Raw genomic sequence first — 20,983 nt, 5'->3', positions numbered from 1 at the left:
CGATGGGCCTTGAGCCTATCGGTTTGTAGTCCAGTCCTCGATCCGCAATCCGGCTATTCGCGAAAACTCGCCGGTATTGTTGGTGACGAGGGTGAGGCCCCGCGCCTTGGCCTGACCGGCGATCAACGTATCGTATGGGCCGATCGGCGTTCCGCGTCGTTTCAGCTCGGCCCGGATCTCGCCCGCCACTCGGGCATCCTCCCGATCGAAGTCGAGGATGGCGAGATCGGTGAAGAGGAGCCGAAGGGTCTCCAGATTGTAGGCGACCCTCTCGCTGCGATAGGCGCCAAAGTAGAGTTCGTGCGCGACCACGGACGAAACCGCGAGCGAACCCGGCTCGCTGGTCTCGACCCGTTGCAGCAACGGTTCGGAGCGTCGCGCGACCAGCGAGATCACTGCATTGGTGTCGAGCAGGCGGAAGGTCACTGGAACGCCTGATCGAGTTCGGGCCGGTCCTGTTCTTTCGGCTGGTCGCGGCCTTCGGCCATGAAATCGGCGCTGAAGCCGCGCTCGACGGCGGCGTGCAGCGAGGCCCACCGCCGGGTCGTATCCGGCCTGGGGCGTAGAATCACGGCGTCGCCTTCTCGCGACACCTCGACCTCTTCGACGTCGAAGCGGAAATCCTTCGGGAGCCGGACGGCCTGCGAGTTGCCGGACTGGAAAATCTTGGCGATATGGGGCATGGCGGCCTCTTGTATGTACGTCGAAGTATATACGCGCACGGCACAGATTCCGCAAGCTCAGTCAGTCATCGGATTCCTCCCTGCGCGACGGAATGTCATCGGGGATCTCGCTGAGAAAGCTGCTTCCCTGCTGGAGCCGCATGGCGAGGGTCTGTACGAAGCCCTCGAAACGCTCCTTGCCCTTGGCCTGGGCGGTCGCGTGAGCCTCTGAGGGAAGCGGCGGCGTGACAGTCAGCCAGTGGCAGACGAACAGCGCCAGCGTATCGGCGGTGAGACGCATGTCGCGTTCCAGCCGCGCCGTCTGGCGCGACATGCGGTCGAGCCGGCGGGTAAAGGCAGCCTCCCGCATGTCCTGGGCGTCGGGTGACAGGAAGGAAGCAATGGCCGCTTCCGCGACGGCCGATCGCGACAGCTTGCGGCGGTCCGCGAGGTCGTTGAGCTTGGCGAGCAGGTCGGACGGAAGGGTCAGGCAAAGGCGTTCGCGCATGGTCGATCCTCACATATCAATACCGTCATTCGGGTCCATGGGCGCTTGCCGGGCGAGACCGCGCATCTGGCGGCGCATGACCTGACGCTGCCGGGCGCTGTCTTCCTGATCGTCGCCGAGCAGGTGCTTGAACTCGTCTTCTGGCGTCGGCTCCTTCTTCTCGCGGACGATCTCGACATGTTCGGGCAGTTCGGGTTCACGGCGCAGGCTCGAATTGGCCGTGTCCTCCTTCCCCTTCTCGCCCCGTTCGGCGGCCGCGACCAGATCGGCGTCGGGCTTGAGCGGCTTGAGGTCCGACCAGCCATCGGGCCGCACCGATTTGGCGATCTTCGCCGGATCGGGCGGCGGCAGGATGCGTTCGGTGAGGCGGGGGTCGAGGAAATAGCGGGCCTTCTTCGCCCGGATCGGTGGGGTGCCTGCCACCATGACGATCTCGTCGTCCGGGGGGAGTTGCATGATCTCGCCGGGGGTGAGGAGCTGGCGGGCGGTCTCGGAGCGCGACACCATGATGTGTCCCAGCCACGGCGCCAGGCGGCTCCCGGCATAGTTCTGCATCGCCTTCATCTCGGTCGCCGTGCCAAGGGCGTCGGACACGCGCTTGGCGGTCCTCTCGTCGTTGGTGGCAAAGCTGACCCTGACATGGCAATTGTCGAGCACGCTATTGTGCTGGCCATAGGCTTTCTCGATCTGATTGAGGCTTTGGGCGATGAGGAACGATTTGATCCCGTAGCCCGCGAGAAACGCCAACGACGACTCGAAGAAGTCCAATCTCCCCAAGGCGGGAAACTCATCGAGCAGCAACAGCACGCGATGCCGGCGGTCCTTGGCGTGGAGATCTTCCGTAAGCCTGCGGCCGATCTGGTTCAGCACGAGGCGGATCAAGGGCTTTGTCCGCGAGATGTCCGAAGGCGGCACCACGAGGTAGAGCGTCGAGGGTTGCGGGTCGGCGATCAGGTCGGCGATGCGCCAGTCGCAGCGGCTCGTCACGGCCGCGACGACGGGATCGCGATATAAGCCCAAGAAGGACATGGCGGTAGACAGCACGCCCGAACGCTCATTGTCGCTTTTGTTGAGCAGCTCGCGCGCCGACGACGCCACGACAGGGTGCGGTCCGGCCTCTCCTAGATGCCGCGTGGCCATCATGGCGTCCAGCGTGGCCTCGATCGTGCGGCGTGGATCGGAGAGGAACGCGGCAACGCCCGCCAGGGTTTTGTCCGGCTCGGCATAGAGCACATGCAGGATCGCGCCGACCAGCAGCGAGTGGCTGGTCTTTTCCCAATGCGACCTTTTCTCAAGGCTCCCTTCGGGATCGACCAGCACGTCCGAGATATTCTGGACGTCGCGCACCTCCCATTCGCCGCGCCGGACCTCGAGCAAGGGGTTGTAGGCGGCAGAGGCGACGTTGGTCGGATCGAAGAGAAGAACGCGGCCGTGCTTCGCCCTGAAGCCGGCGGTGAGCTGCCAGTTCTCCCCCTTGATGTCGTGGACGATGCAGCTCCCCGGCCAGGTCAGCAAACTCGGCACCACGAGCCCGACGCCTTTGCCCGACCGCGTCGGCGCGAAGCAGAGCACATGCTCCGGCCCGTCGTGCCGCAGGTAGTCGCGCTCGTATCGGCCGAGCACCACGCCGTCCTGGCCGAGCAGGCCGGCGCCCTCGATCTCAGCCCGCTCGGCCCATCGTGCCGAACCGTAGGTGTCGATGTCGGACGCCTCGCGGGCGCGCATTACCGACATGGTGATGGCGACGGCGATGGACAGGAAGCCGCCCGAAGCCGCGATGATGCCGCCCTCGGCGAAGATGCGCGGGGCATAGGCTTCGTAGAAATACCACCACCAGAACAGCGCGGGCGGATAATAGACAGGCCAGCCGGCGACCTCGAACCACGCCGGCCCGAGTTGGGGCTGGAAGCCGAGCCGGAAGGCGACCCATTGCGTGCCGCCCCAGACCGAGGCGAGCACGATCAGGAAGACGATGCTGATCTGGCCCCAGAGGATTTTCGTGCCGGACATGGGAGGTTCCTTTCATCAGAGGCTGAGGTCACGCTTGCGACCGAGCGACCAGTCGATGCCGCCCCCGCCGCGCGCGACGCCGGAGATGTGCTGGCCGAGCTTGTGTTCGATCTCGCGGGACCAGGGGACGAGCTGGAAGCCGCGCCCGCCATCGGGGGCGAAGCCCTCGATCACGGCGAAGCGGCCGGAGGAAAGCGCGAGCTGGCGGCGATAGGTGCCGGCGACATATTCGCCGGCCTGCGACTTCACATGCGCAAGCCCGGTCTCGGCCGAGAGCTGCTCGCCCACGGCGTCGAGTTCGCGCCGGCGCAGAGTCGCCAGCAGATTGCGTTGCAGGACGATCCGCTGGCCCTCGCGCCGGGCGAGTCCTTCATCGGCCAGATGCTCGGCCCGCGCGTCCATCGCCTCGCTCACCTCGCGGCCGAAGCCGCTGGCGCCGAGCGGCATGGGCTCACGTTCGACGAGCCGGTGATCGAGCCAGGTCGCGCCGGGCGCGGTGATCTGGCTCTGGAGATCGAGGTCGGATCGGTTGGCGAGGACGATGGTGGGCCGGGGATCGTCCGGACCGCCGAAGCGGCGGACCTCGACGATGCCGCCGATCGGCGGCGCGTGCTCGAACGCCTCGATGCCGCGCAGCCGGACATGATGGGCGCGGCCGTCCGTGCCGTCGATCACGGCATAGGCTTCGCCGGTCAGCTCGTCATGGAGGCCCTTGTCGACCAGCCGGCCGATGACAGGCGGGCCGTCCTTGGTGGCGTCGATCGTGAAGTCGGCAACGCCGCGTTCCTCGCCCAGCCCCGCGAAGGCGCGGTGCATGGTCTTGATGATGTCGCCGCGCGAACCGAGATCGCGCAGCGTTCGCTCCGCTCCTGGCTCGACGAACCATTCGTTGACACCGGCATCGGCGGCGAGGCCGAGCTTTTCGAGATGGCGCAGACGCGCGACCAGCAGGCGGCGGATTTCGGGATCGTCCGGCCCCTTCGCCTCGGGCCGCAGGTCGATATAGCCCAGCTCGTTGGCCTGGCGTGCGATCTCCCGATCGAGGCGCGTCCAGCGTTCGGCATCGACTTCGCGCGTGAGGCTGGAGCGGATCTCGTGTTCCGGTTTGGGGCCGAGTTCGGCATCGACCAGTTCCTCGGCGCGTCCGCGCAGGCCGTGGCTGATATAGTCGCGCGAGATGACAAGATCGGCCCCGGTCTCGTCCACGCCGCGCACCAGCAGATGCACATGCGGATTGTCCGTGTTCCAATGATCGACAGCGATCCAGTCGAGCCGGGTGCCAAGGTCGGCCTCCATTTGCTTGGCGAGATCGCGGGCGAAGGCGCGCAGGTCTTCCATCTCGCCCGCGTCTTCCGGGGAGATGATGAAGCGGAAATGGTGCCGGTCGTCCTGGCAGCGATCGGCGAAGGCGAGATCGTCGGCGCGGTCGGTCTCGGCGTCGAACATGACGCCCTTCTCGCCGTCGCGGCTGACGCCCTCGCGCTTCAGATAGGAGAGGTGCGCGGAGATCGGCGCGGAGCGGAAGGCGCGGCCCCGGTGGCGCGCGATGCGCACCTGGGCGACGACGCGGCGATGCGAGCCGAGCAGGTGGCTACGCGATACGACATTGCGGCCGCGGCCGAAAGTCGAGCGGCCCGAGCCGCCGCCTCTGCGCCCCGATCCAGATGCCGAGCCGCTGGCGGGCGCATTGCTCGCCTGCTTGGCGGCGCGCAGCACCTGGTTGATGAAGGTCTTGGTGCGCGGCGCGCGGCTCGAGCGCGGCTTGCCGGGGCGGATGCGAAACTCGTTGTCGTCGCCGCTCATGCGCGCCTCCACCGAGGCACGGCGAAGCCGCCCATACGAAGTGACTTTGATTTTGCTTGCAAAATCGCCCATGCGTATGCACGACCGACCGCCATATGCGCAAAACACCAAGCCATTCCAATGGCTTGACGGTGGTTTGCGCAGGCGCTTTTATCTTGCCGTATTCCAGTCGCCGTGCCCCTTCCGGCGCGCGACCCTTCCTTTCCTTTCCGGCACTCCGCTACAGCGCGAAACCGTGCGATCCAGCTCACGGCGCACCTCCCGAGGGCGGACGCGCGACGAATAGCGCCTCGGCGGGAGCCGGCGCGAGCGAAGCAGGCGACGCGGCGGGCGCATCCGAAGGTGCGCCACCGCTGCGTTCGCCGTGCCGTCCGAACGCCGATTCCGAGCCGCCCTGAGCCGTGACGAAGAGCGGAGCATCGCGCCAGTCGGTGACGCGCGGTGCGCCAGCCAGAGCGCCGGGCGCGAGCGGCTCGCCGCCGAGAAGGGGAACGAGCGTGGCGACGTATTCGCGCGTTTCCCGAGGTAGCTCCCGAACACCCGCGAGATACTCGTCGTAGCGGCCGGGTCCGGCATTGTAGGCCGCGAGCATGCCGCCGATGGTGCGGTAGCGGTCCCACATCGCGCGCAGATAGGCCGTGCCTGCGACTATATTGTCGCGCGGCTGGAAGGGATCGCCGCCGAGCCGGTAAAGGGCGCGCTGTTCCTCCCAAGTGGCGGGCATGAGTTGCATCAACCCCATCGCCCCGGCCGGCGAGACGGCGACGGGATCGCCGCTGCTTTCGGCGGCGAGAACGGCGACGATCCAGCCAACCGGGATGCTGAAGCGTTGCGCGGCGTCGGCAATATTGGCGGCATAGGGACCACCGATCTCCGGCCGTCCGGCCTGCACGGTCTCTGCCAGAGCCGGAGGCGCTGGCGAGAGGCCGAGAGCGAGGCCGGAAAGGAGAAAGAGGAGCGCCGGGTGTCGGACGGCGGGAAACCGCCCGACGTTGGAAAGACGTTGAACCGTCACTTGTCGGCCCCTTCGGACCGCTTCGTCCTCTGGTCGTTGGTGTGCAGGCTCCAGGCGGTGTCGTCGTCGCCGTCGCGGAACAGGTTGGCGCGCAGCCAACCGAACAGCGGGCTGTAGATCTCGACGGAGACGAACTCGCCGGCCTTTTCACCGACATGCGACCAGCCCGCCCCGATGTCGCGGCCGTCTTCGCCGCCGAGCAGGATGCGGTAGGCGGGCGCGTTCTCGGCCTCCGAAGGTTTGGCCGGGACGAAGGTGAGCGGGGCGTCGATTCCGAGCGCCTCGACGCGGCCGGTGAAGCCGGTTTCCGTGCGGGTGAAACTGCCAATATCAGCCATGATTTTGTCTCCTGTGGTTGATGGTTGGGGGTAGCTCACGGCTCCAGGGCCGGATCGGTGAAGCGCCAGCGGAAGCGGCCGTCGCCGTATTCGTCTGTCCAGATCGGCGTCGCGCGGGCGATGACGGCGGAGGCCGGAAGCGCACCGAAGTAGCGGCCGTCGAGGCTGTCGGCGGCGTCCCAATTCATCAGGAACAGCTCGCCCTCGGCGACTGTTCGGCAGCCCTGCCATTGCGGCAGATCGCGGCCGAAGCGGTCGCGCGGCTGCGCGTCGCCATAAGCGTGATCGTAGGCGATGACGGTCGCGCCACGGCGGCAGACCTCGGCGCCGGGCAGAGCCAGCACTCGCTTGATGAGCGGCACGCCGCGCGGCAGGTAACCGCGCGCGTCGAGGAAGGCGGCGAGGTCATCGGGCGGCAGCATGGCGATCAGATCGCCGACCTCGATCGTCGTGACCGGAGCAAGCGAATAGAGGCCGACCGCGACGCTTCCCGATGCGTTCCAGATGAAGCGCGGCGCATGGCCGGTGACGATCGGCGCAGCGACCAGCGCGGCGCCGGCCAGCATGGCGAGCAGCGTGAAACTGCGCGGGCTCATGGCATGATGCTCCTGCGCGCAAGCCAGGCATTGTGCTGGTCGCCTGAATAAAGGCGCGGTTCCACACCGGCGGTCAGCCGGTTGTGGACGTGCCGCCAATAGGCGGGCGCGGCGTCGGCCGGGTCGATGCCAAGGGCTTCGATCGTGTCTGTGAGCTGAAGCACGCGCTCGACCTTCGGCCAGCCGTGGAGCTTCAGGAGAAGATCGCCGCCGGGGCGGACGAAGGGCAGCGTTTGGCAAGGCTCGCCGCGACCGATGGCGCGCAGGATGTCGATGCGGGAAACCACGGTGCCGTAGTCGTTGGACGCCCAGCGGACGAAGGCGAAGACGCTGTTCGGCGCGAAGCCGACGACGCGGCTGCGCCGGTCGATCGTCCGCTGGTAGATCGGATGGCCGAAGCGGATGCGGTGCTCGATCCGGCCTTCCTCCCATGTGAGATGAACCAGCGTGGTGAAGGGCGGCGCGTCCTTCGGCAGCGCATGGCCACCCATGCGGCGGTTGTCGAAGCCGGTCATGGCGTGCCCCCATCGGCAGGCGGGAACTCCCGCGCGAGGAGGTCGCGCAGCATGTCGGCAACCGTGACGCCGCGCTGGAAGGCCGCGATCTTGATGCGGCCGCGCAGCGCCGGCGTGATGTCCACGGTCAGCCGCGCCGAGTAGGCGTCGGCGGCATCCGTGCGCGGCGGCGGCGCGTCGGCGGCCTTGATCCAGCTATCGGGATCGGCCGGGCGGATGGCGAAGCCGCGCTTGTCCGTGCCGGCCGTCATGACGGGCCTCCGTCATGGAACGGCAGCACGCTGGCGATGCGGTCGCGGGCGCGGTCGGCCATCGTCGGGTCGATCTCGCAGCCGATATAGCGCCGGCCGGAGAGCCGGCAGGCTTCCCCGGCCGCGCCGGAGCCGGCGAACCAATCGCCGACCAGGCCACCTTCCGGGCAGCTTGTGCGGATGAGGATTTCGAGAAGCGCGGACGGCTTTTCAGTCGGGTGGATCGCGCGGCCGTGGCAGTTGCGCAGATAGATGACCGACCGCATGAGGCGCGGCCCGCCGTCGTGGCTGACATAGTGGCCAGCATCAATCTGGCCGGTATGGGGCGGACGCTGCTTGCGTCGCACGGTCCGGGCTGTCGCGTCGGGCGTGGTCTGGACGTCGTTGTAGATGTCGCGCCAGGGCGTCTCGGCCGGATAGAACTGGACGGCCAGCTCATGCACGCGCTTGAAGCGGTCCGCATGGAAACCGGTGCCGTTCTGCTTCTCCCAGACGATCTCCTGGGCGAGCCGTAGGCCCGCGTCCGCGAAGCGGTCGGCGGTCGCCATGAAGCTGCGCAGCGAACCGAAGACCCACATCGAGCCGGTCGGCGCAAGCGCCCCGCGCGCGAGCGACAGCCAGCCCTCGACGCGGCGATCCCAGGCGAGCGATGTGTCGCCGTAAGGGGGATCGGCGAGGATCATGTCGTAGGGGCCGTGCGCCGGCATGCGGTCGCGGCAGTCGCCGGACAGGATAATCTCGGGGAGCACCATCATGGCGCGGTCCTCCCGATGCAGAGGCGCCCGACTTCGGCCGCCAGCGCCGCGATCTCGCGCGCGGCCGGCGACTGGCGGTCGATGTCCGAGACGAGCCGTCCGGTCTGGGCAGCGTCGGCGAAGACGACACGCTGGCCGACCATGGCGGCGAGCAGGGGCGGATCGTGGTCGGCCAGCGTCTCGGCCGTCTCGCGGGCGATGACAGTTCGTGCGCCGCAGCGATTGAGCACGAAACGGGCGACGAGCTGCGGCCGGTAGATCCGGGCCTCGGCGAGCAGCGCCAGCATCTCGGCCGAGGCCCAGCCGTCGAGCGGTGACGGCTGCACCGGGATCAGCACGAGGTCGGCGGCGAGCAGCGCGGAGCGCATGAGGCCGGCGACACGCGGCGGGCCGTCTATGACGACGTGATCGACGTCGCGCGCGAGTTCGGGTGCCTCGCGATGCAGCGTATCGCGTGCCAGGCCGACGACGCCGAACAGGCGCGGTAGGCTCTCGCGCGAACGCTGCTGTGACCAGTCGAGGGCTGAGCCCTGCGGGTCGGCGTCGACCAAGGTGACGCGGCTCCCGCGCATCGCCAACTCGCCGGCGAGATGTAGGGCGAGCGTCGTCTTACCGACGCCGCCTTTCTGGTTGAGAAGCGCGACGATCATCGGCGTCCTCCCGGTGGATCGAGAGGAAGACGGGGCGTATCGGGATCAGTGGATGGAGAGGCCCCACCGCGGCGGCTTGTAGCCGTCTGTGGCGGCTCGGCCGGCGCGCTCTTCCTGGCGGTAACGCTGAGGCTTCTGGCGGCGTCGCGGATGAGGTTTTCCACATCGCGCGCGCGCTCTTCAAGGTTAGAGTCTATGTTAGACTCTAAGTTAAGGGCGCGATTTCGTGTGGAGTTTCCGTGCGTTAGACCCTGTTTGGGTTCCTGATAGCACGAGCCTCGGGTTCCCGATAGCACGATAGTCCGGGTTCCCGATAGCACGAGGCTATCCACAGCTTGTCCACAGGCCGGAGACGGCTCGAAGGCGAGCAGCGCGCGCCCGCCGATTTCGGTTTCGAGGAACAGGGTGTAGCCGGGCAGCGGCTGGCGCCGGATGATGTCGCGCAGCTCGTAGGCGAAGCGTTTGAACGGCGACAGGCTGCCCGACTTCTGGTGAAGGTGGTGGAAGTCGAAGCGCCAGCCGGCGCGCTGGCGGCCGCCGTGCTTGCGCACCAGGCGGTAGAGCCAGCGATCGAGACCCCCCGTCAGGTCGAAATAGGTCCGGTCGATAGTGAGCACGAGCGCATCGTCGAGGACGGCCTGGTAGAACCAGTCCGGTACGATCAGTTCGATGCCCTCGGGGCGGCCGTTGCGGTCGGTGCGTTCCTGCCACTCGTTGATCCACGAGAAGCGATGACGGCGGCCTTCGGCAGGTTGCCGGATCGAGGTGGAAACGGTGGTCGATTGCAGGCGGTCGAGCGCGGCTTTCAGGCGCTGATAGTCGCGTGCGCTCGTGCCCCGGCCGACATAGGTGAGGATTTCATAGGGCGTGGCGGCCATCAGCCGCGAAGTGCGAAGCCCGTTATCGCGGGCTTCGACGATCTGGCTCGCTGCCCAGATCAGGATGTCGGCGTCCCAGATCGTAGCCATGCCATGATCCGGGACCGCCTCGACCCGAATTGTCACGTTGCCCGCAACGAAATCGATCGGGGCGACGCGATGGGTCTTGGAAAGGGAGAAGAAGGGATAGGCCATGAGATCCTGCGCGTCTCGTGGCGCGAAGTCGCCGGGAAGCGCCCGGAACAGATCGAGCTGCCCGCGCTCCGAAAGGGATCGACGCCGCACCGCCATGAAGGAAGCCGGCCGCGCTCAGCGTGCGTAGCGGCCGAGCCGCGGCCCGGAGGGAATGACGTGGCGCTTCGCCGGCAGCACGGAGCCGCGAGGATCGGACGTCGACGTCACCGCGCCGCGAGCGGCCCAGGTTTCGAGATCGTCGATGGCGTAGACGACGCGGCCACCGAGCTTGCGATAGGCGGGACCTGTCCCATAGGTGCGATGCTTTTCGAGGGTTCGGGCCGAGAGGCTGAGAAATTCGGCGGCCTCCTTCGTGCGCAGAAAGCGCGGCGGCAAAACGACGGGTTCGTGTGGCATGGATCGGGCCTCCGTGGTGTTGCGGACGGCCGCTTCGTTTCAGCGGCGGACAACGACCACGGTGGCGGAGGAGAGCCGGCAAGTTGCAGGGCAAAGTTGGGGGGTATCGAATTCGCCCACCATGAACAGGGCGAGGCCGCGCTAGGATTGGCGGCGATGACGAAGGAGTTTTCGATAGCCGCCCGCTATCATGGCGCGGGCATCGCGCAGGAGCGTCTTGATGGCGTGGCGGATGGAAGACGCCTGCCAAGCGTCACGGTCGAGATGGTCGATGCGAAAAATGATCTCGGCGATTTCCTGCTGCGTGGCGCCGGCGCGATAGCCGTCGAAGGCGCGCAGCATCCGGCGCTGGCGGGCGCGCTGCTGACGCGTCAGGCGCGTGTCCGGGGGAATGGCGCGGCCATGCAAGGCTGAAAGGAAGCGATAGACGGCTTCGATCCGGTCGAAGCCGTCTATGCCGAGAGGAATGACCGCAACGGCATTTTCTTTTCCGTCGATGGCGTGGTCAATGATCTGGAGGGACTGACCGTTCGCGAGGGCTAAACGAAATGCAGCGTCATCATCGCCCATCGGCGACCCCTGCCGCCACAGCGCGGGAGCATCGCTCGTGATACCGGAGCCGAGGTCAACGGGCGCCTCGGCGAGCATTACAACGCTTGTGTCCTCCTGCGGAAGCCAGAAGACTGGCGCTTCCGGCGGAGGTGTCAGGGGATCGACCGGGAAATCGCAACCCCCACTGTTGTCGAATTCGCACGGTCAGTGGTTCATGCATTCCGCGAGCGGAGGCCGAAGCCTCAAAATCCGCGTCATAGGCGTCGTTGCGGCGGAGCCATTCCCAGGCGAGATCGGACGCGGTCAGGCCGTCCAGATGATCATATTCCGAGGAACGCCAGATCGATGCGTCGGGTGTCATCGCTGATCCTCCCAAGTATTTGTCTAAGTCTTTGGGAGAATCACGATTCCCGTTTGGGTTGATCTGCGAAAGTCAGTTGAGCCTCAACAGGTGATGCGTCCGACGCATCACGATGGCGACCCGCGCTGGCTCTCACGAACCAGCTCGCGATAGCCGCGCTCCATCATCCACCGGGCGCGCGCCAGATGCGCATCGTGGATAGAGCGGCAGCGTCTGGGGTCTTGATCGGGATCGAGGCCAAACAGGATATGCACCGCCTCGCGCCAGTCTGCGCCGTCGCGGTTGGCGTCGACCAGCCGCATGTAGAGCTTCATATGTGTGCGGTCATAAGTCGTGATCGTTTCGCTGAACGGTGGTTCGTCCAGAAATGTTTGCGTCTCCTGTCCCATCGAGCCACCATATTCACGCGCGCTAAGTCCGTTAACCATCTCGCTCAGGAGATAGCCCCTTTTTTTGACAAGGGTTTGGTAGCTTGGTGCCCGGCGTGACTACCGGGACGAATCGATCCTGTCATGCAGGAGCAGAACTCCTTCGCCCTTGTCTGTCGAAAGGAGAACAATCCCGGCCGATTCGAGGGCCCGGCGCACCTGATCGCGCGTCGATTCGAACACTTCGAGACCGCTTTCGGATTCGAGGCGTTTCAGTGCGGTCAGTGCTACTCGGGCCTTGTCAGCGAGCGTCTCCTGTGTCCAACCCAGCAACGCGCGCGCGGCCCGTGATTGTCGGGCGGTGATCATGCATGATCACCTCCCATTCGGACCTGTGCGCACTCCAGAACTACGACTAAACTAGTCGTTCTTGGCTCACTTCGCCAGCATGAAATGCCTGATCGACATTGCAAACAGCTTTCCTTTGATAGCTGATTCGGTCGTCTCGGCGCATGGCCTGCCATGAAAGAACCCGGCGGCTTGCGCCGCCGGGCTTCGCGGTTCCCGCTCAGAACGGGATGTCATCGTCGTCGATGAACTTGCCGTCCTCGCTTTCGGTCTGCTTCGCCGGGCTCAGGAAGTCGACCGTCTCGGCGATGATCTCGCATCCGTAGCGGTCGTTGCCCTGCTGGTCCGTCCACTTCGTGTAGTGGATGCGGCCGCGAACCAGAACCTTCATGCCCTTCTCGCAATACTCCTGGATCGTCTTGCCGAGGCCGTTGAAGGCGGTGATGCGGTGCCATTCCGTATCCTGGATCCGGTAGCCCCTCTCGTCCCGGACAACCTTGCCGACCGAGTAGCGGGGGCGCGAGGTGGCAAGCGTGAAGTGGGTGATCCGGGTACCGCCCTCAGTGGTGCGGGTTTCGGGGGTCTGACCGATGTTGCCGGCGAGAATGACGATGTTCTGCATTGTAAGTCTCCGTTGCTTCTCGGAGGGACCATCCCTCCGACGAGACCCGGCCAAGGCCGTCGGGAGACTCCCGCAACTGCCGAACCTATCGGCAGCTTGCCCCTAAGGCCCCAGGTGGGGCGGGCAGCCGCGCTTGCGCGGCAACACGGCTGGGAGCCGCCGGGGTTGCTGGAGGAAACAGAACGAACTTAGGGGATCAGTCAGTCGGAGGGATTGGTGCCTTTGAAAGCACGAATACGGGGACGCGCAGCAGAACCATCGTCCTCACCGGTAACAGCGACCAGGCAGGCTCACGGACCTGCGCAGTTCGGGGCGACTCCCGACCTTCTCCCCTTCCGGCCACCTCGCGTCATCTCCCGGACAGGCTGGGCGGGACGAGAATGGTGCGGCTATAGGGTTCCGAGGCACGGAACAGCACCGTGTCGCCGTTTCGGCGGTGGAAGGCACGATCCGGACGATTTGCGAAAAGGCATGCGACGGTTTCTGCGTTCGCATCCACTACAGGAAGTGGAGGCCGCAGCTAGCATTGACTGCCCACGATCCGCGGATCTGGCACCGATGACCGACATCCTCGGCCGGGCGAAGCAGACTGGAGGCGGAGGATGCAAAGCGCAGCGGCGGCGCTACAGCCTTTTGTTGGGGGAACCGGGGTTGGCGGCGCAAGCCGCCGGGTTTTTCACTTCGCTGCCGATCAGCGTGAAAACAAGGACACGCCGAGGGCATTCAGATTGACCATTGCCGCGATGCCGATGAACAGCCCGGCGCTGCCGGAAAGCAAACTGAGCATCAGGCCGGGGTCGATGGCGTTCTTCGCTACGCCGTGGACGAGTGCATATCCGGCGATGACGGCCGGTACGGCAAAGACGGCGAGAGCGATCAGCCGCAGAGCCGGATTCCTGGCGAAGCCGAGAACTGCGATGACGAGGCCAATCGAAACCAACGCCGCGCCGATGGCGGCCAGTCCCGACAGGAGGATGCCGCCTCCGGCGCCCCAAGTATATTGGGCAGCGGACAGCCCAACCATGAACGGTAAAGCGTAGATCGCAAGGTTGTAGGCAAAGATTCAGAACGCGATCGTCAAAGAGATGGCGAGCAGGATGAGCGACATGGAAGCCTCCACATGATCGATTGAGGATCACGACAGGCTGCCCGTAGATACGCTCCGCCTGCGACTATGCTACTGTTCCGGTTCTGCAAGGATGTTTCATAAGAGCTATCAACCTCTCCGATAGTCAAGTATTGGCGGCTGGAACAGCCAGAGGCGGCGCTTACGCGCCGCCATCGAACTTCATGACCGGGATGCCGAGCTTGCGGGCCTTGTCCGCAAGATTCTCCTGAATGCCGGTGCCGGGGAAAACGAGGACGCCGACCGGCAGGACGTCGAGCATCGCGTCGTTGCGCTTGAAGGGCGCGGCCTTGCCGTGCTTCGTCCAGTCGGGCCGGAAGGCGACCTGAGCAACCTTGCGGCTATCTGCCCAGCGGGAGGCGATCAGTTCAGCGCCCTTCGGCGTGCCGCCGTGCATCAGCACCATGTCGGGGTGCTTCGCATGGACCTGATCGAGCTTTGCCCAGATCAGGCGGTGGTCGTTGAAGTCGGCGCCTCCGGTCAGGGCAACCTTGGGACCGGCGGGCATCATCACCTCGGTCTCGGCCCGGTGCTTCGCGGCGAGGAAATCCCGGCTGTCGATCATCGCGGCGGTGAGGTTGCGATGGTTGACCATCGAGCCGGTACGGGGCCGCCAGGCGCTGCCGGTGTGGTGCTCGAAAGCTTCGGAGGCGACGTCGCGGAAGAGTTCCATGCTGTTGCGCCGCTCGATCAGGGTCTGACCTTCTGCCGTGAGGCGCTCCAGCTCGACCGACTTCACCTCGCTGCCGTCCTGTTCACGCTGGAGGCGGCGCTGCGCCTGCTCGTTGTCGTCGAGATCGCGTTCGACCCGGCCCGCGGCGCGGTGAAAGAGATTGACGGTCCCCCAGAGCAATTCGTCGAGGTCGGGTTCGAGGCGGGTGTCGCCGAGCGTCGCGACGAGGGCGTCGAAGATATCTGCGACAGCGGCGGCGACGGCGTTGCCCTCCGGGAGCGGCCTCGGATCAGGTTCGTCCTGATATGGCCGCCAGCCATAGAGCTGGAGTTCGGTGAGGATATGATCGGTTGGGGACGAGGTGTGGTTCGGCTCGAAGCTCAAGTTTTCGTCTTCGTTCGTCATCGGAAGCGTCCTTTGTCTGGAGACCGCGCCCATCGCGGCCTTCGCAGGCGTCGAAAGCCCACGGGCGGACTGGACTGGCACCCTCGCGCTCTCGCGAGGGCTCCGATGGCCGGGTTCGGGCTATTTTGTTTCGCGCTGCAAAGGCGGCGCAGCCGCCGGCGGAAAATAGCCCAAACGCGGCCATTGCCTGTCCGGGCCGTTTGTGGGCCGATCGCCCTCTCAGAAGGCCGTGGGCGCCGCTCTCTCCAACTTCAAAGGATGCGTGCGATGATGAATGGAGACGGCGGGTGGAGACGCCTCGACCGCGCCTCGTCCCCGCCATCTCCTCACCCTTCCACGAAACGGTGGACGTCATCAGGATGAAGCTGCTCCATCAAGGTCGTCCGGAGGGCGTCGATGCCGCGCCAGCGCAGATCTTCATTGAAGTCCTCACGCGTAGGCGACACCGAAATCGCCTCGATCCCGACGCTCCTTGCTCTGGCGACCAGGCTGTCTCTTGCGCCGTCCCCGGCCGGGTCGCGATCTCTGAGGACATAGAGCCTGCGCAGCGTCGCCGGGAACAGGACGGCAGCGAGGTGAGCAGCGGAGAGCGCCGCCATCATCGGCATGTGGGGCAGAACCTGACGGGGCGACAGCACGGTCTCGATGCCTTCGCCGGCCGCGAGCACCTCACCGGCGACCCCGAAGCGGACCGCGTGCCCGAGAAGGTCGCCCATCGCCCGCCGTGGTGACTCGACCGGCGCCTTGCCCGAACCGTCCGGAGCGAGCCAGGTGCGGTGTGCGCCGGTCTGGTCGCCGTGAAGATCGGTGACGGAAGCGACGATCGCCGGCCAGATCTCGGTGGGCGAATGCTCATCGGGTTTATAGTAGCACCGCGGATGGTAACGCAGTGCGGCGGTTCCCGCGAGGGAGGTGATCGCCCGCCCGTTGAGGTAGATTTCCGCGAGTGTGCCGCCGATCGGCTGCGACATGGCGAAAAGCCGCCGCGACGCTTCGAGCGAACCGACAGCGATGTTCGACGTCCTGCCGATCGGAATCCTCGTTCTCCCTGGTTCGTGATGCGGGAGAGCGAGGAAGCGGCGCGCTTCCTCGGCCACGTCCTTGAAGTCAATGAGGCCGAGCGCTTCGCGGATGACGTCGAGCAGATCGCCATGTTCCCCCGTTGATGCGTCGGTCCATTTTCCGGCAGCTCCCTTGCCGCATTCCGGCCCGGTCAACCGCACAAACATCGAACGGCCGGGACTGTTCTGAACGTCGCCGACCACCCAGTATCGTCCGGCGCGGTGGCCGGACGACAGGTAGTGGCGGCATACCGCCTCGGCATTGCGGCCGAGACGGGATGCCAGTTCGGAAGCGTCGTGACGGGCCATCACGCTGCCTCCTTCTCGCCGATACGCTCCACCGGCCAGCGGTCGAGCACTCTTGCGAGAACCACGGGACCATTGGCATCGATTGGCACGAACATGCGCAGCTTCCATGAGATGATCTCGTGGAACAGGCCGTAGGCCGTGAGGCGCTCGCGCATCGTGTCGTCGAAGCCGGACAGCTCGATCCGGTTCGCGCCCATGACGCGGACGCGGCGAAGCTGAAGACCTTCGGCCAGATCGAGGATCGTGCGGCCGTCCATCAGGGCGGTGAACGCATCATCCGGCGTAATCGCGGCTGCGCCGGTCGCGGTCGCATTCGCGGCCCAGGCCGGCGAGACCTTGCGGCCGATGATACGCTCGCCCTCGTCGGTCTGAAGCCGATAGACGCGCGTCGAATCGTTCGGCAGCCGCTTCCAGATGGGCAGAAGCAAGCCCGTGACCATGTGAAGCGACGCATCGGTGAATTCCGGCACCTCGGCAATCTCGGCGTTCCATGCCGAGGCGAAGGTCTCCCGGTCAGCGTCGACCCAACGGGTCTCCCCCATCATCCTCACCGGGATATTGTGGGCCTCCGTCGGCCGGATCAGCCGGACGCGGCGCTCGATCTCGCCATCGTCGAGCATGATGCTGGTGGCCGGGATCTGAACGGCAGCGCGCCCCGAGCGCTCATTGACGAGCAGCTTGGCGCGCGGATCGCCGAGTTCGGCCAGAGCGGCGTCAAGCGTCACAGGACGGTTGCGCCTGCGCTCGTTGATCGTCAGCAGACTGGTTTCCGCACCGGTGCGCGGATGGGTGTAGATCGTCTGGCGATCGACGACGACGAAGCTTTCGGCGCGGAGCGTCTCCAGCCCCGCGTCATAGGTGCCCGACGCGATCGCGCCCTCGATGCGGGCGGTCAGAAGCTGTTCGAAGGCCGTGAAGAGGATGCCCTGAAGCTCGATGGTGAGCGCGAGCAGCCGATTGAGGAACGTCGTGATCGGCGGCAACTCGTCCTTGATGCCGGTCGAGTCCATCAGCTTCAGGCCGGTGGCTTCCTCGAAGCGCTGGAGCGAGCAGCCTTCGACCTTGCCGCGCACCAGCAGCATATAGAGCTGGCGGAGTGCGTCGCGGGCGTAGTGACTCTCCAGATTGTCCTCGGGGCGGAACAGCCCCTGGCCGCCGGTCTGGCGCTGGCCGCGCGTGATCGCGCCCAGCGTGTCGAGGCGGCGGGCAATGGTGCTGAGAAAGCGCTTCTCAGCCTTCACATTGGTCGAGATCGGCCGGAAGAGCGGCGGCTGCGCCTGGTTTGTGCGGTGCGTGCGGCCGAGGCCCTGAATGGCGGTGTCGGCTTTCCAGCCCGCCTCGAGCAGGTAGTGGACGCGGAGCCGCGTGTTCTTCGCCGACTTCTCCGCATGGTAGCTGCGGCCGGTGCCGCCGGCGTCCGAGAAGACGAGGACACGCTTCCGGTCGTCCATGAAGGCTTGCGTCTCGGACAGATTGGCAGCGCCGGCGCGCGTCTCGACCACAAGGCGGTCGATGGTGACGCTGTCGCCGCGCTTGCGGACGATGCGGCGCGACCGGCCCGTCACCTCGGCAACCATATCCGTCCCGAAATGCTGGACGAGCTGGTCGAGCGCGCCGGGAACCGGCGGCAGGCTGGCGAGCTTGGCGATCAGCGCATCGCGGCGCGCGACGGCCTCACGGCTTTCGACCGGCTGGCCGTCGCGATAGACCGGGCGCGACGACATATTGCTCTCCGAATCCGTGAACGGCTCGTAGAGCTGGACCGGGAAGGAATGGGCAAGATAGTCGAGAAGGTATTCGCGCGGCGTGATGTCGATGCGGACGTCGTTCCACTCCTCGGTCGGCAATTCGGCCAGCCGGCGTTCCATCAGCGCCTCGCCGGTCGAGACGATCTGGATGACGGCCGAATGGCCCGCCTCCAGATCGGCGGCGATCGAGCGAAGCAGGGTCGGTGTCTTCATGCTGGTCAGCAAATGGCCGAAGAAGCGCTGCTTGGCGCACTCGAAGGCCGAGCGGGCGGCGGATTTCGCCTGCTTGTTGAGCGTGCCCGAACCGCCCTCGCCGCCGCCGGTGATATTGGCGGCCTGCATCGCCGCATCCAGATTGTCATGGATGATGGCAAAGGCGCCGGCATAGGCATCGTAGATGCGAACCTGCTCGGGCGTCAGCTCATGCTCGACCAACTCATATTCGACGCCGGCGAAGGAGAGCGAGCGGGCGGTATAGAGGCCGAGCGCGCGAAGATCGCGGGCGAGCACCTCCATCGCCGCCACGCCGCCGGCCTCGATCGCCTCGACAAACTCGGCGCGCGTCGCGAACGGGAAATCCTCGCCGCCCCACAGGCCGAGCCGCTGCGCATAGGCGAGATTGTGGACGGTGGTCGCGCCGGTGGCGGAGACATAGACGACGCGGGCACTGGGAAGCGCGTGCTGAAGGCGCAGGCCGGCGCGGCCCTGCTGCGAGGCGGCGACGTCACCGCGTTCTCCCTTGCCGCCAGCGGCGTTCTGCATGGCATGCGCCTCGTCGAAAATGATCACTCCATCGAAGTCGGAGCCCAACCATTCGACGATTTGCTTGACCCGCGAAACCCTCTCTCCGCGGTCGTCGGAGCGCAGCGTGGCATAGGTTAAAAATAGGATGCCCTCGCTCAGCGTGATCGGCTTGCCCTGCGGAAACCGCGACAACGGCGAGACCAGCAGGCGCTCCATGCCGAGCGCGCCCCAGTCGCGCTGCGCGTCCTCGATCAACTTGTCCGACTTCGAGATCCAGACGGCTTTGCGCCGTCCCTGGAGCCAGTTATCGAGGATGATCGCAGCCGATTCCCGGCCCTTACCGACGCCGGTGCCGTCGCCGATCATGAAGCCCTGACGCAGCCGGACGGCGCCCTTGGCGTCCTCAGACGCAGCGGTCAGCTTGTCGAGGGTGTCGTCCACCGTCCACGCACCGGCGAGGAAATCCGAATGCGCCTCGCCGGCATAGATCACCGTTTCGAGCTGCGCGTCGGACAGGAGATCGAGGACGTTCCCCGGCAGCGTCGGGCGATAGCTCGGCTTCGGCGGGGCGACGCTCGCCATGGCCGCCGACTGCACGAGCTGGGTCGGATGCGCCTGAGCCCCGGAAATCCGGACGGTCTGGAGGGCGTATTCCTCATAGATCGCATCGGAAAGGCGACCGGCATCCGCCGGCCTCCAGTCAACGGTTTCGTAATCGAGCGGAGTGCCTTCCGGCTCGGCATGCGCCACGACGGGCGCGGCCCTTGCGGCCCGGTTGACATAGGCGCGGACGGTGCGAGGCGCGACCACAGGGGCCGAGACGGCCGGATCAATTGGCAGTCGTGGCGGGAGATGCTCGGTCAGCCATCCAAGCAAAGTGGCCACACCCGTCGCGACGCCCAGCGCGGTCGGGAATACGGACGGGTCGTCCGCCGGCACCTTGTCGATGATGGTCAGGCGGGTCGGAAAGGTCGTGCCGTGCTTCGCATAGACCGAGCCGTCGAGCGCGGCGGAGAAGACGACGCGGCCGCGTTCCTGCAGCCGGCCATAGGCTGCGGCCCAGGCCGAAGCGTCGGGAGCGAAGTTCGCGCCGGTGATGGTGACGAGACGGCCGCCGGGTGCGAGACGCGCCAGCGCCGAGGCAACGTGGCGGAAGGCGGCGTCTGCCATCCGCCCTTCAACATTGGCCATGACGGAGAACGGTGGGTTCATCAGCACGACGGATGGCAGAATGCCGGTGTCGAGATGATCGTCGATCTGCGCCGCGTCGAAGCGGGAGACGGACAGGGCCGGAAAGAGAAGAGACAGGAGACCGGCGCGGGTCTCCGCGAGTTCGTTGAGCACCAGCGAGCCTCCGGCGATCTCGGCCAGGATGGCGAGAAGCCCGGTGCCGGCTGACGGCTCCAGCACGCGGTCGGCGGGCGTGATCGCCGCCGCCGTCACGGCCGCGAGGCCGAGGGAGAGCGGAGTCGAAAATTGCTGGAAGGACTGGGATTCCTCTGAGCGGCGCGTATGCATCGGCAGGAGGCCGGCGATCTTGGCGAGCTGCGGCAGAACCGTCGCCGGAGAAGCGGATTTGCGGAAAAGCGCCTTGCCGTATTTGCGCAGGAAAAGCACGGTCGCCGCCTCGCAGGCGTCATAGGCCGTTTTCCAGCTCCACGCTCCGGTCGCGTCGGAGGCGTCGAAGGCAGACTCCATCGCGCTGCGCAGCATGGCGGCATCGACGCGCTGGCCGCGCTCGATATGAGGCAGGAGGATCTGCGCCGCGGCGAAGACGGCGGCAGGAGTGTCTGTGCAAGGGACAAGTGAAAGCGGCGCGGTGGCGGATGCCGCCGCGGATGCGGGGATCATGTTCATGGAAGAAGCCTCGGGAGAGCGGGACAGGATCGAGCCCGTGCAGCGCTCTCTCTCGACCGCACAGGCTCAAATCCGTCCCGGCCTCGCTCTCACTCTCACTCCATCGGCCAAAATCGCCGAAAGCCGCCGATCGCGGCCCCTGGCGGCCGAAGGGTGAGTGGCAACATGGCCGGCCTTGCTTGCCGACCAGACCATGGCAGACACAAAAAGAGCGCCCCGCCTGTAGAGGGGGCGCTC

23 protein-coding genes are annotated in these 20,983 nt (G+C 66.2%); all 23 read right to left on the bottom strand.

Annotated features, from left to right (window positions below):
• Positions 1-15 precede the first annotated feature (15 nt).
• Positions 16-426, bottom strand: coding sequence for a type II toxin-antitoxin system VapC family toxin (locus P9A16_RS17295; protein ID WP_112585197.1), 411 nt, complete (start codon positions 424-426; stop codon positions 16-18).
• The gene (locus P9A16_RS17290; RefSeq protein ID WP_112585195.1) at positions 423-683 is read right to left on the bottom strand and encodes an antitoxin; all 261 of its coding nucleotides are present in this window, start codon (positions 681-683) and stop codon (positions 423-425) included. Before P9A16_RS17290 ends, P9A16_RS17295 begins: the two co-directional genes overlap by 4 nt.
• 61 nt (positions 684-744) lie before the next feature.
• On the bottom strand, positions 745-1,170 hold the full coding sequence (locus P9A16_RS17285; protein WP_112585193.1) for a ribbon-helix-helix protein, CopG family: 426 nt from the start codon (positions 1,168-1,170) through the stop codon (positions 745-747).
• A 9-nt stretch (positions 1,171-1,179) separates the two neighbouring features.
• Entirely contained in the window at positions 1,180-3,180 is a 2,001-nt protein-coding gene (locus tag P9A16_RS17280) for a conjugal transfer protein TraG (protein ID WP_112585191.1), read from the bottom strand.
• A 15-nt stretch (positions 3,181-3,195) separates the two neighbouring features.
• Entirely contained in the window at positions 3,196-4,983 is a 1,788-nt protein-coding gene (locus tag P9A16_RS17275) for a relaxase/mobilization nuclease domain-containing protein (RefSeq protein ID WP_112585936.1), read from the bottom strand.
• Between the two features lie 247 nt (positions 4,984-5,230).
• Positions 5,231-5,998 (bottom strand): lytic transglycosylase domain-containing protein, encoded by a 768-nt coding sequence (locus P9A16_RS17270; protein WP_112585189.1) that lies wholly within the window; start codon positions 5,996-5,998, stop codon positions 5,231-5,233.
• Positions 5,995-6,336 (bottom strand): DUF736 domain-containing protein, encoded by a 342-nt coding sequence (locus tag P9A16_RS17265; RefSeq protein ID WP_112585187.1) that lies wholly within the window; start codon positions 6,334-6,336, stop codon positions 5,995-5,997. Before P9A16_RS17265 ends, P9A16_RS17270 begins: the two co-directional genes overlap by 4 nt.
• A 35-nt stretch (positions 6,337-6,371) precedes the next feature.
• Positions 6,372-6,932: a S26 family signal peptidase gene (locus P9A16_RS17260; protein WP_278025775.1), complete on the bottom strand. Its 561-nt coding sequence runs from the start codon at positions 6,930-6,932 to the stop codon at positions 6,372-6,374.
• Entirely contained in the window at positions 6,929-7,447 is a 519-nt protein-coding gene (locus P9A16_RS17255) for a DUF2840 domain-containing protein (protein WP_097136836.1), read from the bottom strand. The genes P9A16_RS17260 and P9A16_RS17255 overlap by 4 nt, the downstream gene beginning before the upstream one ends.
• Positions 7,444-7,698 (bottom strand): hypothetical protein, encoded by a 255-nt coding sequence (locus P9A16_RS17250; protein WP_112585183.1) that lies wholly within the window; start codon positions 7,696-7,698, stop codon positions 7,444-7,446. Before P9A16_RS17250 ends, P9A16_RS17255 begins: the two co-directional genes overlap by 4 nt.
• Positions 7,695-8,453, bottom strand: coding sequence for a DNA-methyltransferase (locus P9A16_RS17245; protein ID WP_112585181.1), 759 nt, complete (start codon positions 8,451-8,453; stop codon positions 7,695-7,697). The genes P9A16_RS17250 and P9A16_RS17245 overlap by 4 nt, the downstream gene beginning before the upstream one ends.
• Positions 8,450-9,103, bottom strand: coding sequence for a ParA family partition ATPase (parA, locus tag P9A16_RS17240; protein WP_112585179.1), 654 nt, complete (start codon positions 9,101-9,103; stop codon positions 8,450-8,452). Before parA ends, P9A16_RS17245 begins: the two co-directional genes overlap by 4 nt.
• Positions 9,100-10,272 (bottom strand): replication initiator protein A, encoded by a 1,173-nt coding sequence (locus P9A16_RS17235; protein WP_216331574.1) that lies wholly within the window; start codon positions 10,270-10,272, stop codon positions 9,100-9,102. Before P9A16_RS17235 ends, parA begins: the two co-directional genes overlap by 4 nt.
• An 18-nt stretch (positions 10,273-10,290) precedes the next feature.
• Complete coding sequence (locus tag P9A16_RS17230) at positions 10,291-10,572, bottom strand: helix-turn-helix transcriptional regulator (protein ID WP_112585175.1); 282 nt, start codon at positions 10,570-10,572, stop codon at positions 10,291-10,293.
• 141 nt (positions 10,573-10,713) lie between these two features.
• Positions 10,714-11,220: a DUF2285 domain-containing protein gene (locus P9A16_RS17225; RefSeq protein WP_112585173.1), complete on the bottom strand. Its 507-nt coding sequence runs from the start codon at positions 11,218-11,220 to the stop codon at positions 10,714-10,716.
• Complete coding sequence (locus P9A16_RS17220; protein WP_112585171.1) at positions 11,198-11,485, bottom strand: transcriptional regulator domain-containing protein; 288 nt, start codon at positions 11,483-11,485, stop codon at positions 11,198-11,200. The genes P9A16_RS17225 and P9A16_RS17220 overlap by 23 nt, the downstream gene beginning before the upstream one ends.
• A 107-nt stretch (positions 11,486-11,592) precedes the next feature.
• On the bottom strand, positions 11,593-11,874 hold the full coding sequence (locus P9A16_RS17215) for a DNA -binding domain-containing protein (RefSeq protein ID WP_112585169.1): 282 nt from the start codon (positions 11,872-11,874) through the stop codon (positions 11,593-11,595).
• 99 nt (positions 11,875-11,973) lie between these two features.
• A complete protein-coding gene (locus P9A16_RS17210; protein WP_112585167.1) occupies positions 11,974-12,222 on the bottom strand; it encodes a hypothetical protein in 249 nt (82 codons plus the stop codon).
• 199 nt (positions 12,223-12,421) lie between these two features.
• A complete protein-coding gene (locus P9A16_RS17205) occupies positions 12,422-12,823 on the bottom strand; it encodes a single-stranded DNA-binding protein (RefSeq protein WP_112585165.1) in 402 nt (133 codons plus the stop codon).
• Between the two features lie 691 nt (positions 12,824-13,514).
• Positions 13,515-13,847 (bottom strand): hypothetical protein, encoded by a 333-nt coding sequence (locus tag P9A16_RS17200; RefSeq protein WP_443021672.1) that lies wholly within the window; start codon positions 13,845-13,847, stop codon positions 13,515-13,517.
• 244 nt (positions 13,848-14,091) lie between these two features.
• On the bottom strand, positions 14,092-15,027 hold the full coding sequence (locus P9A16_RS17195; protein WP_112585934.1) for a DUF2493 domain-containing protein: 936 nt from the start codon (positions 15,025-15,027) through the stop codon (positions 14,092-14,094).
• 326 nt (positions 15,028-15,353) lie between these two features.
• Positions 15,354-16,397: a DUF7146 domain-containing protein gene (locus P9A16_RS17190; protein ID WP_112585163.1), complete on the bottom strand. Its 1,044-nt coding sequence runs from the start codon at positions 16,395-16,397 to the stop codon at positions 15,354-15,356.
• Positions 16,397-20,746, bottom strand: coding sequence for a strawberry notch-like NTP hydrolase domain-containing protein (locus tag P9A16_RS17185; protein WP_112585161.1), 4,350 nt, complete (start codon positions 20,744-20,746; stop codon positions 16,397-16,399). Before P9A16_RS17185 ends, P9A16_RS17190 begins: the two co-directional genes overlap by 1 nt.
• Positions 20,747-20,983: the final 237 nt, after the last annotated feature.

The organism is Shinella sp. 838 (assembly GCF_029623935.1).
Classification (GTDB): domain Bacteria; phylum Pseudomonadota; class Alphaproteobacteria; order Rhizobiales; family Rhizobiaceae; genus Shinella.
The sequence above is the reverse complement of the archived record's forward strand: the minus strand, read 5'-3'. Positions and strand labels throughout refer to the sequence as shown.